General features: G+C 61.3%; 14 protein-coding genes. 5 read left to right on the top strand and 9 right to left on the bottom strand.

Annotation, left to right across the window (positions count from 1 at the left end; genetic code table 11):
• Positions 1-367 precede the first annotated feature (367 nt).
• From tcyN to ACODSJ_RS02130, 4 genes are all read right to left on the bottom strand, one after another.
• Positions 368-1,114, bottom strand: a complete 747-nt coding sequence (tcyN, locus tag ACODSJ_RS02145; protein ID WP_489100156.1) for an L-cystine ABC transporter ATP-binding protein TcyN — start codon at positions 1,112-1,114, stop codon at positions 368-370.
• A 3-nt stretch (positions 1,115-1,117) separates the two neighbouring features.
• Positions 1,118-1,783: a cystine ABC transporter permease gene (gene tcyL, locus ACODSJ_RS02140; RefSeq protein ID WP_489100155.1), complete on the bottom strand. Its 666-nt coding sequence runs from the start codon at positions 1,781-1,783 to the stop codon at positions 1,118-1,120.
• Complete coding sequence (gene tcyJ / locus ACODSJ_RS02135; RefSeq protein WP_489100154.1) at positions 1,783-2,577, bottom strand: cystine ABC transporter substrate-binding protein; 795 nt, start codon at positions 2,575-2,577, stop codon at positions 1,783-1,785. The genes tcyL and tcyJ overlap by 1 nt, the downstream gene beginning before the upstream one ends.
• A 256-nt stretch (positions 2,578-2,833) precedes the next feature.
• Entirely contained in the window at positions 2,834-3,826 is a 993-nt protein-coding gene (locus ACODSJ_RS02130) for a D-cysteine desulfhydrase (RefSeq protein WP_489100153.1), read from the bottom strand.
• A 383-nt stretch (positions 3,827-4,209) separates the two neighbouring features.
• Between ACODSJ_RS02130 and betT the strand changes: the two genes are divergently transcribed.
• Complete coding sequence (gene betT, locus ACODSJ_RS02125) at positions 4,210-6,171, top strand: choline transporter BetT (protein WP_489100221.1); 1,962 nt, start codon at positions 4,210-4,212, stop codon at positions 6,169-6,171.
• Between the two features lie 266 nt (positions 6,172-6,437).
• Here the strand turns inward: betT and gshA are convergent, their stop codons facing one another.
• The 3 genes from gshA to ACODSJ_RS02110 form a co-directional block, all read right to left on the bottom strand.
• Positions 6,438-8,021 carry a glutamate--cysteine ligase gene (gene gshA, locus ACODSJ_RS02120; protein ID WP_489100152.1) on the bottom strand — a complete coding sequence of 528 codons (1,584 nt, stop codon included), beginning with the start codon at positions 8,019-8,021 and terminating at the stop codon, positions 6,438-6,440.
• 187 nt (positions 8,022-8,208) lie between these two features.
• Positions 8,209-8,592 (bottom strand): PaaI family thioesterase, encoded by a 384-nt coding sequence (locus ACODSJ_RS02115; protein ID WP_489100151.1) that lies wholly within the window; start codon positions 8,590-8,592, stop codon positions 8,209-8,211.
• Positions 8,592-10,916, bottom strand: coding sequence for a Tex family protein (locus tag ACODSJ_RS02110; protein ID WP_489100150.1), 2,325 nt, complete (start codon positions 10,914-10,916; stop codon positions 8,592-8,594). Before ACODSJ_RS02110 ends, ACODSJ_RS02115 begins: the two co-directional genes overlap by 1 nt.
• 358 nt (positions 10,917-11,274) lie before the next feature.
• On the opposite strand from ACODSJ_RS02110, the gene ompR reads away from it, so the two are divergent.
• Together ompR and ACODSJ_RS02100 are read left to right on the top strand one after the other, a co-directional pair.
• Positions 11,275-12,015: an osmolarity response regulator transcription factor OmpR gene (gene ompR / locus ACODSJ_RS02105; protein ID WP_260961483.1), complete on the top strand. Its 741-nt coding sequence runs from the start codon at positions 11,275-11,277 to the stop codon at positions 12,013-12,015.
• A 113-nt stretch (positions 12,016-12,128) separates the two neighbouring features.
• Positions 12,129-13,442 (top strand): ATP-binding protein, encoded by a 1,314-nt coding sequence (locus ACODSJ_RS02100; protein WP_489100149.1) that lies wholly within the window; start codon positions 12,129-12,131, stop codon positions 13,440-13,442.
• Positions 13,443-13,525: 83 nt separating this feature from the next.
• Here ACODSJ_RS02100 and rimK read toward each other — a convergent pair whose 3' ends face one another.
• Both rimK and rimB read right to left on the bottom strand, forming a co-directional pair.
• Positions 13,526-14,431, bottom strand: coding sequence for a 30S ribosomal protein S6--L-glutamate ligase (gene rimK / locus ACODSJ_RS02095; protein ID WP_260961481.1), 906 nt, complete (start codon positions 14,429-14,431; stop codon positions 13,526-13,528).
• Complete coding sequence (gene rimB / locus ACODSJ_RS02090; protein ID WP_489100148.1) at positions 14,428-14,910, bottom strand: retropepsin-like aspartic endopeptidase RimB; 483 nt, start codon at positions 14,908-14,910, stop codon at positions 14,428-14,430. The genes rimK and rimB overlap by 4 nt, the downstream gene beginning before the upstream one ends.
• A gap of 235 nt (positions 14,911-15,145) precedes the next feature.
• Here rimB and ACODSJ_RS02085 point away from each other — a divergent pair, with 235 nt between their 5' ends.
• Together ACODSJ_RS02085 and hslO are read left to right on the top strand one after the other, a co-directional pair.
• On the top strand, positions 15,146-15,550 hold the full coding sequence (locus ACODSJ_RS02085) for an RNA-binding S4 domain-containing protein (RefSeq protein ID WP_489100147.1): 405 nt from the start codon (positions 15,146-15,148) through the stop codon (positions 15,548-15,550).
• 293 nt (positions 15,551-15,843) lie between these two features.
• Complete coding sequence (gene hslO, locus ACODSJ_RS02080) at positions 15,844-16,746, top strand: Hsp33 family molecular chaperone HslO (RefSeq protein ID WP_489100146.1); 903 nt, start codon at positions 15,844-15,846, stop codon at positions 16,744-16,746.
• Positions 16,747-16,906: the final 160 nt, after the last annotated feature.

The raw sequence follows: 16,906 nt of genomic DNA, 5'->3' as shown, positions 1-16,906 counted from the left end.
CGTCGCCTGTTGCCCTTAGATAAGGGCTCAGCAGTTTCAGTGTCAATAGAGGCACTTGCTGGATAAAACATTGTGCAAGTCTTCAGAAATGTCCTACGTGCTGACGTTAATTAAGCTCGGCGTCAAACGTCTTTTTCCTCGACTTGCCCCCGCGTGAAGCGTCCTGGCGAAAGACTGTCGACGCCGTTGGATTGAGCGCCGATAAAGCGAAATTGTTACAGGCAGGCGCTTGTCACGCCTAAGAGCGAAGCAAGTGGGTGGCTTTGAAAGTTGCGAGTTATTTCGCGGGGGATAAATCAGCAATGAACGCGCTATCACTTCCTTTCCTGGAAGGGATAGCGCGTTCAATAACCTGTTCGATGCCGTATCAGGCGGAGAGAAACTTGCTGAGGAATTGGCGGGTGCGCTCTTCCTTGGGCGATGCGAACAACGCCTTGGCTTCGCCTTGTTCGACGATCACGCCCTTGTCGAAAAACACCACGCGGTTGGCCACGTCCCGGGCAAAGCCCATTTCGTGGGTCACGATGACCATGGTGCGTTTCTCTTGCGCCAGCCCACGAATGGTCGCCAATACTTCACCCACCAGTTCTGGATCGAGGGCCGAGGTCGGTTCATCGAACAGGATCACCGCAGGCTCCATCGCCAGCGCCCGGGCAATCGCCACGCGCTGTTGCTGGCCGCCGGAAAGGCGCCGTGGGTAGGCGTCTTCCTTGCCGGCCAGGCCGACCTTGGCCAACAGCTTGCGGCCCAGGCTCTCGGCGTCGGCACGGGGCGTCTTCTTCACCACCAGCGGGCCTTCGATGACGTTCTCCAACGCGGTGCGGTGGGGGAACAGGTTGAAGTTCTGAAACACGAAGCCCACTTGCTGGCGCAAGCGCCGCACCAGCCCCTGTTGCTGGTTCAGTGGGCGGCTGCCATCGATTTCGATGTCGCCGACCTTGATCCGGCCGCTGCTGGGTTCTTCGAGGAAGTTCAGGCAGCGCAGGAACGTGGTCTTGCCTGAGCCACTGGGGCCGATTATCGCGACCACTTCGCCTTCTTCGATCTTCAGGTCGATGCCATTGAGCACCACCTGACCCTTGAACTGCTTTGTCAGTTTTTCCACGACAATCATGGGTCAGGACTCCTGGTCATGCCGATTGACCCGGGCTTCCAGGATGTTCTGCAGATGCGCGAGCACGCTCGCCAGAACCCAGTAGATCAGCGCGGCGGCAAGATACATGGTGAAGATTTCGAAGGTGCGGGCGGTGATCAGCTGCGCCTGGCGGAACAGTTCAGGCACCTGGATGGTCGCCGCCAGCGCGGTGTCCTTGACCAGGGAGATGAAGCTGTTGCCCAGCGGTGGCAAGGCTGTGCGCGCCGCCTGCGGCAGGATGGCCCGGCGCAGGGTCTGGGCACGGGTCATGCCGATACTCGCCGCCGCCTCCCACTGGCCGCGCTCGATGGAACCGATCGCCGCTCGCAGGATTTCGCATGCATAGGCCGCCATGTTCAGCGAGAAGCCGATCAGGGCCGCCGGTAGCGGGTCGAGTTCGACGCCCAGTTGCGGCAACCCGTAATAGATCACGAACAACTGCACCAGCAACGGTGTGCCGCGAAAGAACGACACGTAGATGCGGGCGATCCAGTTCACCAGTTTGAAGCGCGACAAACGCATCAACGCCAGGCCGAACCCGAGCAGCAAGCCGAAGAACATGCCGCCCAGGCTGAGGATGACCGTGTAGTACGCGCCCTTGAGCAGGAAGGGCGCGGAGTCCAGCGCAAGTTGAAAAGCGTCTTCCATTATTTCGTGACGTCAGCGCTGAAGTATTTCTCCGAAAGCTTTTTCAGCGTGCCGTCGGCGCGAAGCTTGTCGATGGCCTTGTTCACCGCACCCAGCAGTTCGGGCTCGTTTTTACGCAGCGCAACACCGGATTCCTGACGGGAGAACGCTTCGCCGGCGGCGGCAGTGTCCTTGGCTTTCTTGGCGTATTCCAGCGCAGCAAGACGGTCGATCAGGATGGCGTCGATGCGGCCCACACGAAGGTCCTGGAACTTGGTCGGGTCATCTTCGTAGGTACGTACGTCAGCGCCGGGCACGTTGGCTTTGACCCACTGTTCATAGTTGGTGCCCAGGCCGACGCCGACTTTCTTGCCAGCCAGGTCGGCGGCGGTCTTGATGGTGTCTTTATTCTTGGTCAGGGTCAGCGCCTGGATCCCGGAAACGGTGTACGGCTGGGAGAAGTCGTACTTCTTCTTGCGCTCTTCGGAGATGGTCACCTGGTTGACCACTGCATCTAGGCGCTTGGATTCCAGTGCCGCGAGGATGCCGTCCCATTTGGTCGGTTGCAGCTTGACCTTCACGCCCAGCTCCTTGGCCAGGGCTTCGGAAAACTCCACTTCGAAACCGGTCAGCTTGCCGTCGGCGTCGACGAAGCTGAAGGGTGGGTAAGTGCCTTCCAGGCCGATATTGATCACGCCTTTGTCTTTGATCGTTTGCAACTGCTCACCGGCAACCGCTTGCCCCAGCAGGCCGACACCCAATGCCAGGCCCAGCGAACCTACCAACAGGTTGCGACGTAATGCGGAAAAATTCATGACAAGCCCCTGTGTTTTCTTGATATGGATGAGAAAGGCGTAGCCGCGATTCGAAAAGATTGCCACATCCTGCCTTAAAGCAGGTCGTGCGTCTCGCAGCAAATGTGCCTGTGGCGAGACTATAGAGTGGTCGCTATAGATTGGAAAATAATATTAAATCACTCGGATATTCCAATAGGTAATTGATGCTCCCTGTGGGAACGCAACGCTGTTCACTTAAGTCAGTCGACCTCGCCACAGGAGTCAAACACACCTTTCAGAACGCCGCGTTGTAGGCAAACAGCGCCGGCGCGCCACCGGTGTGCAGGAACAGGATCGGGCCGTCGTCGATGCGGTCGCGGCCGATGCCATCGAGCAGGCCGGCCATGGCCTTGCCGGTGTAGACCGGATCCAGCAGCAGGCCTTCCTGGCTGGCGAGCAGCTTGACCGCTGCCAAGGTCCCGGCGTTCGGCTCGCCGTAGCGGGGCGCGAAATACTCGTCCCACAGGTTCACCTTGAACGCGGCCGGTAGCGCCACATCCAGCAATTGGGCGGTGCGTTCGGCCAGGCCCTGGACCTTCGGGAACTGGTCTTCCTCGCTGCGCGAAACCGTGACGCCAATCACCGGAAGCTGCGGCAGCGCCTCGCTCAAGGCCAGCGCCAGGCCGCTGTGGGTGCCGGCGCTGCCCGAGGCCAAGACCACGGCGGCGAATTCGAGCCCGGTGTCCTTGATCTGTTCGGCCAGCTCCAGGCCGGCGCGCACGTACCCCAGCGCGCCCAAGGCATTCGATCCGCCAATCGGCACCAGGTAGGGTTTTTTCCCATTGCTGCGCAGGCGGCTGGCCAGGGCCTGCAATTGGTCGTCGGCGTTGTCGAGGTTTTCCACCAACTCGACCTTGGCGTCGAACAGCTCCAGCAGCAGCCGATTGCCGTTGCCCAGGTAGTTGCTGTCCTCGGTACCGATGGGGTTTTCCAGCAGGGCCACGCAACCCAGGCCCAGTTTGGCCGCGAGGGCAGCGGTCTGGCGCACATGGTTGGATTGGATCGCACCCGCGGTGATCAGCGTGTCCGCACCCTGGGCCAGGGCGTCGGCGGCGAGGTATTCGAGCTTGCGCAGCTTGTTGCCGCCCAGCGCCAGCGGGGTCAGGTCGTCGCGCTTGATGTAGAGGTCGCGCCCGAGCCAGGCGGAGAGACGATCGAGTTTTTCCAGGGGAGTCGGGTGGCCGAGCAGGTCGAGACGGTTAAAACGCGCCAGCTGTTGTTTGATCATGGGTCCGTACTGGTTGCAGGAAATGTCTGGACTATAGGCACGTGGGTATTCATGGGCAACCGGCAGTGGCTTACACAGGAGGTAAACCGATGGAAACCATGGTGGGAGCTCGGCTGGACATGGCTATGAACGAATACGCACCCAGCACCGTCATACCTTCCCGTAGGCCGATGTAGGAAGTCGACCGTTTGGCCCTGGAATTAGTCCTTAGCCACCTATCTATGTTTAACTTGAACGTTCATTCAAGTTAAACCATTGGTTTGCTGCCCGCTCACAACAGGAGGCTTGCCTTTGCCGAGTCCGTTTTCGATTGTCCCGATGTTGCTTTGCGAGGTGCTTCGTCCATGAGTGCCTCGTCCCTTCCTCCCAGCGGCCTGGTCCGCATGAACCGGCCAGTGTTTTACTTCGCGGCGACGTTCATTCTGCTGTTCGGCCTGGTGGTGATCATGCTGCCCGCGCAAGCCGGCGCCTGGTTGCTGGCGGCGCAGAACTGGGCGGCCAATACGGTCGGCTGGTACTACATGCTGGCGATGACGCTGTACCTGGTCTTCGTGGTGGTCACCGCCTTGTCCGGCTACGGCAAGATCAAGCTCGGTGCCGACCACGACGAGCCCGAATTCAGTTACCTGTCCTGGGCCGGCATGCTGTTCGCCGCCGGGATCAGCATCACGCTGTTTTTCTTCTGTGTCTCCGAGCCGTTGACCCACATGGTGCAGCCGCCCCAAGGCGAGGCCGGTACGGCGCAGGCGGCGCGCCAGGCCATGCAGATCCTGTTCTTGCACTGGGGCCTGCACGGCTGGGGCGTGTTTGCTTTCGTCGGCATGGCCTTGGCTTATTTCGCCTATCGGCACAATTTGCCGCTGGCCCTGCGTTCGGCGCTGTACCCATTGATCGGCAAACGCATCAATGGCCCCATCGGCTACGCGGTGGACGGCTTCGGCATCATCGCGACGGTGTTCGGCCTCGGCGCGGACATGGGTTTTGGTGTGCTGCACCTCAACTCCGGGCTCGATTATCTGTTCGGCATCGCCCACACCCAATGGGTCCAGGTGGGCCTGATCGTGCTGATGATGGGGGCGGCGATCATCGTCGCGGTGGCCGGGGTCGACAAAGGCGTGCGGGTGATGTCCGACATCAACATGCTGCTGGCCTGCGCGTTGCTGCTGTTTGTGCTGTTCGCAGGTCCCACCCAGCATTTGCTCAATACCTTGATCCAGAACGTCGGGGATTATCTCGGCGCCTTGCCGATGAAAAGTTTCGACCTGTACGCCTACAACGAACCCAGCGACTGGCTGGGCGGCTGGACGGTGTTCTACTGGGCCTGGTGGATCGCCTGGTCGCCGTTCGTGGGGCTGTTCATCGCGCGGATATCCCGCGGTCGCACCATCCGTGAATTCGTCTTTGGCGTATTGCTGATTCCCCTGGGGTTCACCCTGGCGTGGATGTCGATTTTCGGCAACAGCGCCATCGACCAAGTGCTGAACCACGGCATGAGCGCCCTGGGCATGTCGGCCCTGGATAATCCGTCGATGAGCCTTTACCTGCTGCTGGAAACCTACCCGTGGAGCAAGACGGTCATCGCCGTCACGGTGTTCATCAGCTTCGTGTTCTTCGTTACGTCTGCCGACTCCGGCACCGTGGTGCTTTCGACCCTGTCGGCCAAGGGCGGCAACCCCGATGAAGACGGGCCGAAGTGGCTGCGGGTGTTCTGGGGGGCAATGACGGCCCTGGTGACCAGCGCCTTGCTGTTCTCCGGCAGCATCGATGCCCTGAAGTCGGCGGTGGTGCTGACGTCCCTGCCGTTCTCGCTGATTCTGCTGTTGATGATGTGGGGCCTGCACAAGGCGTTTTATCTGGAATCCCAGAAGCGGATCGCGCAGATGCATTCCCTGGCACCGGTGTCCGCATCGCGACGGGGCAAGGGCGGCTGGCGCCAACGCTTGAGCCAGGCGGTGCATTTTCCGTCCCGTGACGAGGTGTATCGTTTCCTCGATACCACAGTGCGCCCCGCTATCGAGGAAGTGAGGGCGGTGTTCGCCGAGAAAGGCCTGACGGTGATCACCCAGCCAGACCCGGCCAACGACAGCGTCAGCCTGGAAATCGGCCACGGCGAGCAGCATCCGTTCATCTACCAGGTGCAGATGCGCGGCTATTTCACGCCGTCCTTCGCCCGGGGTGGCATGGGTTCCAAGGAGCTGAACAACCGTCGTTATTACCGTGCCGAAGTGTACTTGAGCGAGGGCAGCCAGGATTATGACTTGGTGGGCTACAGCCGCGAGCAGGTCATCAATGACATCCTCGACCAGTACGAACGGCACATGCAGTTCCTGCATTTGGTGCGTTGATCGAGGCTTCGACACCGCCGCCCATTTGCACCGGGCAGGCGCCATCGTCGGATCGCCGCCCGGAGCGGGCTTTCCCACAAGGGATTTGCCCAGGAAGGCGGGATCAATCTTTGGGAAAAGCCTTCGTCGGCTGAGTAGTACCGTGGCGAGGGCGCTTGCTCCCGCTCGGTTGCGCAGCAGCCGTAAAAATCGGGCCTGCTGCGCAGTCCAGCGGGAGCAAGCTCCCTCGCCACAAAAGCGTGCTCGTCAAAGAGTCAGTCGAAGAGTCAGTTGCTGATCGCCAGGATGCTCGCCTGATACGAACCCACGAACACGTCGAAATCCCCCACCTCGTTCTGCTCCAGCTCGGCTTGCTGGGCCAGTGATTCACGGGCGGTTGCTTCGAACGCCGTTTGTTCCTCGGCGGGCAAAGGCTCGGCTCGGAAGGATTCGGCGTGGACCTTGCTCTGGCGCAGGGAGAACTGGGCGAAACTTTCGCCGTGCTCGGCCATGGCGGCCAGTACCTGGGCGGACGGTGTCAGGGCGGGATCGCGGACTTTCGCCAGTTGCGCGTCCAGTGCCTGGCGGTGGTTGTCGCCGCCCTGGCTCTGGTCGAGCAACGCGGCCAGCGGTGCGATTTTTTCCAGCAGTTCCATGGCCCAGGCCTGCATGTCCACCGATTGGCCCTGACGCTGCAACTGCAAGCCCGGCTTGCGGCCTTCCTTGACCACGCTCAGGAAGTTGCTCGTGGCGTTGCCACACTCGTTGTTTTCAAGCTGCGGGCTGTCGTTCAGGCCGCAATACAGCAGGAACGCATCGAGGAACCGCGCTTCGGTGAGGTCGATGCCCATCGGCAGAAACGGGTTGATGTCCAGGCAGCGCACTTCGATGTACTGGATGCCCCGGGCCATCAACGCCTGGATCGGACGCTCGCCGGTGTAGGTCACGCGTTTGGGTCGGATGTTGGAGTAGTACTCGTTTTCGATCTGCAGGATGTTGGTGTTGAGCTGCACCCATTCACCGTCCTGATGCGTGCCGACTTCGACGTATGGCGCATAAGGCGTTGCCACCGCTTTGCGCAGGCTGTCGGTGTAGCTGGTCAGGTCGTTGTAGCAAGGCGTGAGGCCGGCCTGGGCATTGCTCTGGTAACCCAGGTCACTCATGCGCAGGCTGGTGGCGTAGGGCAGGTACAGGGTGTCCGGGTCCAGTTGTTCCAACTGATTCGGGCGCCCCCGCAGGAAGCCGGCGTCCAGGGCGGGCGAGGCACCGAACAGGTACATCAGCAGCCAACTGTAGCGCCGGAAGTTACGGATCAGCGCGATGTACGCCGACGACTGGAAATCGCGGTCGCTCATCTCGGCGGCTTCGTTCTGCCGCAGCAGCGGCCAGAGTTTTTCCGGCAGGGAAAAGTTGTAATGGATCCCGGCGATGCATTGCATGGTCTTGCCGTAGCGCAGGGCCAGGCCCTTGCGATAGACGTACTTGAGGCGACCGATGTTCGACGTGCCGTAATACGCGATCGGGATGTCCTCTTCGGCCGGCAGCGGACACGGCATCGAAGGGCTCCACAGGTACTCGTCGTCCAGCTTGCTGTAGGCAAAGCGGTGGATTTTGTCGAGGCTGTGCAGGGTGTCGGCCGGATTGGCGAGGGCCGGGGTGATGAACTCCAGCAGCGACTCGGAATAGTCCGTGGTGATTTGTTCGTTGGTCAGCGCCGAACCCAGGGCCTGTGGGTGCGGAGTCTGGGCCAGGTGCCCAGTGGCCGTGACGCGCAGGCATTCACGCTCGATGCCGTGCAGGCATTGTTCGAGCAGGGAGAGGTTGGCGCGCTCGCCGAGCAGGGCCAGGCGGCGGTTTAAAAGGTCGCTCAAGTTAAATTCCTTCACGCGTCAGTCGCCCCAATATGGGGGTGGGCAGGACGGTCTACAAGGGTGAAGTTGAAACTGGCGTTTTCGCCTGGTTTTGTGCGGCCTAAGGCTAGTCGCCGCAGTCCCTTGTGGGAGCGAGCGAGCCCGCTCCCACATGGTGTTGAAATTACCCCAAATCGATGACAGGCAGCTATAGGACAGCGAACGTGCCTTGCGCTTTTGCGACCAGTTTGTCGCCCTGCATCACCTCGGCCTCGACCACCAGCGTGCGCCGGCCCGGATGGATCACCCGGGCGGTGCACAGCACTTCGCCGTCGGACACGGCGCGGATGTAGTTGATCTTGCACTCGATGGTCGCGCTCTGCTGGTCGAAGCCATGGACGCTGGAGCAGGCCAGTCCCATGGCAATGTCCACCAGGCTGAACAATGCGCCGCCGTGCAGCTTGCCGCCACGGTTGCGCAGCGTCGGCTCAAGGGCCAGGGTGACTTGCGCCACCCCGTCCCCCAAACTGTCCAGACGGCATCCGAGCAGCTCGAAAAACGCGCTCTTTACCCATCCGTCCGGCGTGTCCATCAGCGTTTCTTCAACTGCTTGGCGTTGGCGAACAGCGAGGCCATGGCGTTGTTGGTCGGGGCTGCGGTGGCGGTTTCCTTGCGTGGCGCGGTGTTCTGCGACTGACGGGGCGTCGAGCCGGGACGCGCACCCCGGGCACCGTCGATTTTCTCCCCCGGCGTGTCGCTCATGCGCATCGACAGGCCGACGCGTTTGCGCGGGATGTCGACTTCCATGACCTTCACTTTCACCACATCACCAGCTTTCACCGCTTCGCGCGGGTCCTTGATGAACTTCTCCGACAAGGCCGAAATGTGTACCAGACCGTCCTGATGCACGCCGATGTCGACGAATGCGCCGAAGTTGGTGACGTTGGTCACCACACCTTCGAGGATCATGCCCAGTTGCAGGTCCTTGAGGTCTTCGACGCCTTCCTGGAATTCGGCTGTCTTGAACTCCGGACGCGGGTCGCGGCCCGGCTTCTCCAGTTCCTGGAGAATGTCGGTCACGGTGGGCAAGCCGAAGGTTTCGTCGGTGAATTTCTTCGGATCCAGGCGCTTGAGGAACCCGGCGTCGCCGATCAGCGAGCGGATGTCGCGGTCGGTCTGCGCAGCGATACGTTGCACCAGCGGGTAGGCCTCGGGGTGAACCGCGGACGAGTCCAGCGGATTGTCGCCGTTCATGACGCGCAGGAAACCGGCGGCCTGTTCGAAGGTTTTTTCACCCAGGCGCGGGACTTTTTTCAACGCGGCGCGGGTCTTGAAGGCGCCGTGCTCGTCGCGGTGGGTGACGATGTTCTGCGCCAGTGTCGCATTGAGGCCGGAAATACGCGCCAACAGGGCCACCGAAGCGGTGTTCACGTCCACGCCCACGGCGTTCACACAGTCTTCCACCACGGCATCCAGCCCACGGGCCAGCTTCAATTGGGAAACGTCGTGCTGGTATTGGCCGACGCCGATGGATTTCGGATCGATCTTCACCAGCTCCGCCAACGGATCCTGCAGACGCCGGGCGATGGACACCGCGCCACGGATCGACACGTCCAGGTCGGGGAATTCCCGGGCGGCGAGTTCCGATGCGGAATAAACCGAAGCGCCGGCCTCGGAGACCATGACCTTGGTCATTTTCATCGCTGGGTATTTCTTGATCAGTTCGGCGGCCAGCTTGTCGGTCTCACGACTGGCTGTGCCGTTGCCGATGGCGATCAGGTCCACCGAGTGCTTGGCGCACAGGGCGGCGAGCACGGCGAGGGTCTGGTCCCACTTGTTGTGCGGCACATGCGGGTAGACCGTGGCGTGGTCCAGCAACTTGCCCGTGGAGTCCACCACCGCCACCTTGCAGCCGGTGCGCAGGCCCGGGTCCAGGCCCAGGGTCGCGCGCGGACCGGCCGGGGCAGCGAGCAGCAGATCGTGCAGGTTATGGGCGAATACGTTGATCGCCTCGGTTTCGGCGCTGTCGCGCAACTCACCCAGCAGGTCGGTTTCCAGGTGGGTGTAGAGCTTGACTTTCCAGGTCCAGCGCACCACTTCGCCCAGCCATTTGTCGGCGGCGCGGTTCTGGTTCTGGATGCCGAACTGCTGGCCGATCATGCCTTCGCACGGATGCATGGTGCCGGGCAGTTCGTCACCGACTTTCAGTGCGGAGCTGAGGATGCCTTCGTTGCGACCGCGGAAAATCGCCAGGGCGCGGTGTGACGGTACGCTCTTGAGCGGTTCGTCATGCTCGAAGTAGTCGCGGAACTTGGCGCCTTCCTCTTCTTTGCCGGCGATCACCCGGGCGCTGAGGATGGCTTCCTGCTTGAGGAAGTTGCGCAATTTTTCCAGCAGGTTCGCGTCTTCGGCAAAACGCTCCATGAGGATGTACTTGGCGCCTTCCAGCGCAGCCTTGACGTCCGCGACGCCTTTTTCGGCATCGACGAAGCGCGCCGCTTCGGTTTCCGGCGCCAGGTTCGGGTCGTTGAACAGGCCGTCGGCCAGCTCGCCAAGGCCGGCTTCCAGGGCGATCTGACCCTTGGTGCGGCGCTTTTGCTTGTAGGGGAGGTACAAGTCTTCGAGGCGGGTCTTGGTGTCGGCCTGCTTGATGTCGCGCTCGAGCGCGGGGGTCAGCTTGCCCTGTTCCTGGATGCTGGCCAGGATGCTGATGCGCCGTTCGTCGAGTTCTCGCAGGTAGCGCAGGCGCTCTTCCAGATGACGCAATTGAGTGTCATCGAGGCTGCCGGTCACTTCTTTTCGGTAACGGGCGATGAAAGGCACCGTAGAGCCTTCATCGAGTAGCGCGACGGCCGCTTCGACCTGTTGTGGGCGTACGCCGAGTTCTTCGGCAATGCGGCTGTTGATGCTGTCCATAAAACCACCTGACAAATTGTGAAATCAGGCTCGCCACCGCAGGAGCGGGGCTCGGCGAGACTGGTTGAGCGGCCTGGCACGCGCCGCTGCCTGGGTCAAAAGGCTGCCTTGACCTGCGAAATTCAAAAAGTGCTGCCTGGCCAACGCCAGGAACTGGCACGCCTGGGAGGGCACGAAGCGGTCATCCCAGGCACAAAGGGCCGCGCATTATAACCAGCGTTCCGTCTTGAGGGGGGGACGGGGTCTGTAGGCTGGATCCCTGGATTTGTGGAGATAGAGGAAAAATCTGCTAACAATGCACACGGTGCGTATAACGGCAGCTAGGCCATAATGCGCGCCGAGATCAAAGGAGCTTCCTATGAGCAGCACTGCACAAACTGCTGAAGGCGAAAAAATTCTTATCGTTGACGACGATCCCGGGCTGAGCAGCCTGCTGGAGCGCTTTTTCGTCAGCAAGGGCTACCGCGCCCGTACTGTCCCGAACACCGAACAGATGGATCGGCTGCTGGCCCGGGAAGTCTTCAACCTGGTGGTGCTCGACCTGATGCTGCCCGGTGAAGACGGTCTCACTGCCTGCCGTCGTCTGCGTGGCGCCAACAACCAGATCCCGATCATCATGCTCACCGCCAAGGGCGACGAGCTGAGCCGTATCAAGGGTCTTGAACTGGGCGCCGACGATTACCTGGCCAAGCCGTTCAACCCCGACGAGTTGATGGCCCGGGTCAAGGCAGTCCTGCGTCGCCAGTCGGCTCCCGTGCCGGGCGCGCCGGGCAGTGAGGATGAAAGCGTGACCTTCGGTGACTATGAATTGTCCCTGGCCACCCGCGAGCTCAAGCGCGGCAACGAAGTCCACATGCTCACCACCGGTGAATTCGCGGTGCTCAAGGCCTTGGTGATGAACGCCCGCCAACCGTTGACCCGCGACAAGCTGATGAACCTGGCCCGCGGTCGTGAATGGGATGCGCTGGAGCGCTCCATCGACGTGCAGATCTCCCGTCTGCGTCGGATGATCGAGCCCGATCCTTCCAAGCCGCGTTATATCCAGACGGTCTGGGGCGTGGGTTATGTGTTCGTTCCGGACGGCGCCGCCAGCAAATGATCGGCGATTTGTAGGAGCGAGTGGCCTGGCGGGGTGAAAACCTTCTTCCAGGCGACTCGCAGTCCGTCATTGTGCGAGCATCGCTCGTTCCTGCAAGTGTGTAGCGGTTATTCATGAAAACCCCGGTTTGGTTCCCCCAGAGTTTTTTCTCTCGCACCCTCTGGCTGGTGCTGATCGTCGTGCTCTTCTCCAAGGCGCTGACGCTCGTCTACCTGCTCATGAACGAAGACGTGCTGGTGGACCGCCAATACAGCCACGGTGTCGCCTTGACCCTGCGGGCCTATTGGGCTGCCGATGAAAACAATCGGGCGAAGATCGCCGAAGCGGCGACCCTGATCCGGGTGGTCGGTGCCGGTGTGCCGGAGGGTGAGCAACACTGGCCCTACAGCGAGATTTACCAGCGGCAAATGCAGGCCGAACTCGGTGCCGATACCGAGGTAAGGTTGCGTATGCATTCGCCTCCGGCACTGTGGGTTCGTGCGCCGAGCCTGGGGGATGGCTGGCTGAAGGTGCCGTTGTATCCGCATCCGCTGCGCGGCCAGAAAATCTGGAACGTCCTCGGCTGGTTCCTGGCCATCGGCCTGTTGTCGACGGCGTCGGCATGGATCTTCGTCAGCCAGCTCAACCAACCCTTGAAACGCCTGGTCTACGCCGCCCGCCAACTCGGCCAGGGCCGTAGCGTGAGGCTGCCCATCAGCGACACGCCCAGCGAAATGACCGAGGTCTATCGCGCGTTCAACCAGATGGCCGAGGACGTCGAACAGGCCGGCCGCGAGCGCGAGCTGATGCTGGCCGGCGTTTCCCATGACCTGCGCACGCCGTTGACCCGCCTGAGGTTGTCACTGGAGCTGATGGGTGAGCACACCGACCTGACCGATGACATGGTCCGCGACATTGAAGACATGGACGCGATTCTCGACCAGTTCCTGGCGTTCATTCGCGACGGTCGTGACGAGTCCGTCGAGGAGGTGGACCTTAGCGAACTGGTACGGGAAGTGGTCGCGCCGTACAACCAGAACGATGAAAAGGTCCACCTGCGCCTGGAGCCGATCCAGCCGTTCCCACTGCGCCGGGTGTCGATGAAGCGGTTGTTGAACAACCTGATTGGCAACGCCTTGAATCATGCCGGTACGGGTGTCGAAGTGGCGGCCTATGTGTCTGGCGATACCAATGCGCCCTATGTGGTGCTGAGCGTCATGGACCGGGGTGCCGGCATCGATTCGTCGGAGCTGGAAGCCATTTTCAACCCGTTCACCCGGGGTGATCGGGCCCGGGGCGGAAAGGGGACGGGGCTGGGGCTGGCCATCGTCAAGCGCATCGCCTCGATGCACGGCGGCAACGTCGAATTGCGTAATCGGGCAGGTGGCGGCCTGGAAGCGCGGGTGCGGTTGCCGTTGGGGTTGATGCTGCCGAGGGATGCGGTGTAGAGGCAGCTACGAGTTATGAGCTGCAAGCTGCAAGCTAGAGCGGTTCGGCTTGCAGCTTGAGGCTTGTGGCTCGCAGCTGCTTCTCAGCCCTTGCCCTTGGTCCGGGTCATGTTCGGTCCGCCATTCTTTTCCAGGTGCTCGATGATGATTCCCGCCACGTTCTTGCCCGTGGTGGTCTCGATGCCTTCCAGGCCTGGCGAGGAATTGACTTCCATCACCAGTGGCCCATGGTTGGAACGCAGGATGTCCACGCCTGCCACGGTCAGCCCCATGACTTTGGCAGCCCGCAGGGCGGTCATGCGCTCTTCCGGCGTGATCTTGATCAGGCTGGCGCTGCCGCCGCGATGCAGGTTGGAGCGAAACTCCCCGGGCCTGGCCTGGCGCTTCATCGAGGCAATCACCTTGTCGCCGACCACAAAGCAGCGGATGTCCGCACCGCCGGCTTCCTTGATGTACTCCTGGACCATGATGTTCTGCTTCAGGCCCATGAACGCCTCGATCACCGACTCCGCTGCCGTCGCGGTTTCACACAGGACCACGCCGATACCCTGGGTGCCTTCCAGCACCTTGATCACCAGCGGCGCGCCATTGACCATGGCGATCAGGTCGGGGATGTCGTCGGGCGAGTGGGCAAAGCCGGTTACCGGCAAGCCGATACCGCGCCGTGACAGCAGTTGCAGCGAACGCAGCTTGTCCCGGGCGCGAGCGATGGCCACGGATTCGTTGAGGGGAAAAACCCCCATCATCTCGAACTGACGCAGTACCGCGCAGCCATAGAACGTGACCGATGCGCCAATGCGCGGGATCACCGCGTCGAACCCCTCGAGCGGCTTGCCACGGTAGTGGATCTGCGGCTTGTGGCTGGCAATGTTCATGTAGGCGCGCAGGGTGTCGATCACCACCATTTCATGGCCACGTTCGGTCCCGGCTTCAACCAGGCGACGAGTGGAATACAGACGCGGATTACGCGACAGCACAGCGATCTTCATGCAACACCTGTGGCAGAGGTAGTGGACACCGGGAATACCGGCTTGTCTTGAACATATTTGACGCCTGGATTGACCACCAATTGGCCATCGATCAAGGCTTTGGAGCCCAGTAACAGGCGGTAACGCATGGATTTGCGACAGGCCAGGGTAAACTCGACCCGCCAGATCCTGTCACCCAGTGCCAGTGTGGTACTGATCACGTAGCGGACCTGGGCATGACCATTGGAGCTCTTTATGGTCTTGCGCGTCACCAACGGGGCTTCGCAACGGCGATGGCGCAATTGCACCACCGTGCCGAGGTGCGCCGTGAAACGCACCCACTTCTCCCCATCGCGCTCGAACGGCTCGATATCGGTGGCGTGCAGGCTGGAGGTACTGGCCCCGGTGTCGATCTTCGCCCGTAGGCCGGCGACTCCCAGATCCGGGAGCGCCACCCATTCGCGTAGGCCGACAACGGTCAGATGGTCAAAAGTCTTCAATGAAAAAACCTGCGATCGGTACGTCGGATCGTGGACTTCGTGAGTCGCGGTATTCACGCAGAATAATCACAAAATGGCGACAGTTATCTACTCGTCTGTTTGCACTTGTAACCTTTCGTGCGCCGACCCGTACCGGCGAAGGTGGCTCGATGGGCATTCTATCTGTCGGACCGTATTCGTGCGCTCGACAAAAACGGTAGTACAGTTCTGACGATCGGCAGAAAGAGGATGTGCAGTGGCACAAAAAAAGGAAGAAGACGACAAGGTCCGTCTTGATAAATGGTTGTGGGCGGCGCGGTTCTACAAGACGCGTGCCCTCGCCAAGGCCGCTATCGAAAGCGGCAAGGTCCATCATCGGGGCGAGCGATGCAAGCCGGGCAAAGAGCCGCGTGTGGGCGATGAGTTTGTCATCCGTACCGGTTTCGATGAAAAGACCGTGGTGGTCGAAGCACTGTCGATCGTGCGTCGCGGCGCGCCTGAGGCGCAGGCCCTGTACCGCGAAACCGAGGCCAGCGTTGCCAAGCGCGAAGCCGCCGCCGCGCAACGCAAGGCCGGTGCCCTGGGTGTCAGCACCGATGGCAAGCCGAGCAAGAAGCAGCGTCGGGACCTGTTCAAGTTTCATGGCAGCAACAGCGAGTAACGCGTTGTTGCTGGAAGCCCGTGACGGTCGTTGTGGCGAGGGAGCTTGCTCCCGCTCGGCTGCGCAGCGGCCGTAAAACCTGCCGGCCATATTTTCCTGGCACACCGCGTTGCGTGGTTATGGGGCTGCTGCGCAGCCCAGCGGGAGCAAGTTCCCTCGCCACAATGTATCCAGCCACAAATCGGAGTTGTCGACGCCTCCTCGTCAGGCAAGCCCACACCTTGCTTGGAACCCACCGGGAATGCCCATAAAATGCCCGCCATCCTTTGCCATCCCCTCAGATACCAGACCCTATGACTGATTTTTCGGATACCGACTACACCCAGCGTTTCATCTTCGATGACAGCGACGTGCGCGGCGAGCTGGTGGCGTTGGAGCGTAGCTACGCCGAGGTCCTTGCCAAGCACCCGTACCCGGAGCCGGTTGCGCAGCTGCTCGGTGAACTGATGGCCGCTGCGGCGCTGTTGGTCGGCACCCTGAAGTTCGATGGCTTGCTGATTCTCCAGGCGCGTTCCGAAGGTCCGGTACCGCTCTTGATGATCGAATGCTCCAGCGAACGTGAAATCCGTGGCCTGGCCCGGTACCACGGCGAGCAGATCGCACCTGACGCGACCCTGGCCGACCTGATGCCCAATGGCGTGTTGGCCCTGACCGTCGACCCGACCCACGGCAAGCGCTACCAGGGCATCGTCGACCTCGACGGCGCCTCCCTCGCTGAATGCTTCACCAATTACTTCGTCATGTCCCAGCAGACCAACACCGGCTTCTGGCTCTACGCCGACGGGCGGCGCGCCCGTGGCCTGCTGCTGCAACAGTTGCCGGCTGAACGCCTGCGCGATCCAGAGGAGCGTGAGGCCAGTTGGCAGCACGTTACCGCTCTGGCCAGCACCCTGAGCGCCGATGAACTATTGGGCCTGGACAACGAAACGGTGCTGCATCGCCTCTACCACCAGGAAGCCGTACGCCTGTTCGATGGGCAGCCGTTGCGCTTCCAATGCAGTTGCTCTCGTGAACGTTCCGGCAATGCGCTGGTCAGTCTGGGGCAGGAAGATGCGCAGCAACTGGTGATCGAGCACGGCGGCGCCGTCGAGATCGATTGCCAGTTTTGCAACGAGCGCTATCTGTTCGACGCGGCGGACGTGGCTCAATTGTTCGCCGGTGCGGGTGTCGACGCACCGTCAGATACTCGTCACTAAAACGGTTCAGCGCAGGTAAATCTCCTGTCAAACGCCGGATTTACGCCGTACTGACGGGAGGGCCCTACTTTTTTTGGGCGTTTCTGGCATAATCCGGCCCACTTTTTTCGGGTAGTAGTGCGCGACTTCCTACTACAAAACGTTTGGAGCACTCGGCCAA

The sequence above is a fragment of the Pseudomonas sp. FG6 genome, from assembly GCF_057809015.1.
The sequence above is the reverse complement of the archived record's forward strand: the minus strand, read 5'-3'. Positions and strand labels throughout refer to the sequence as shown.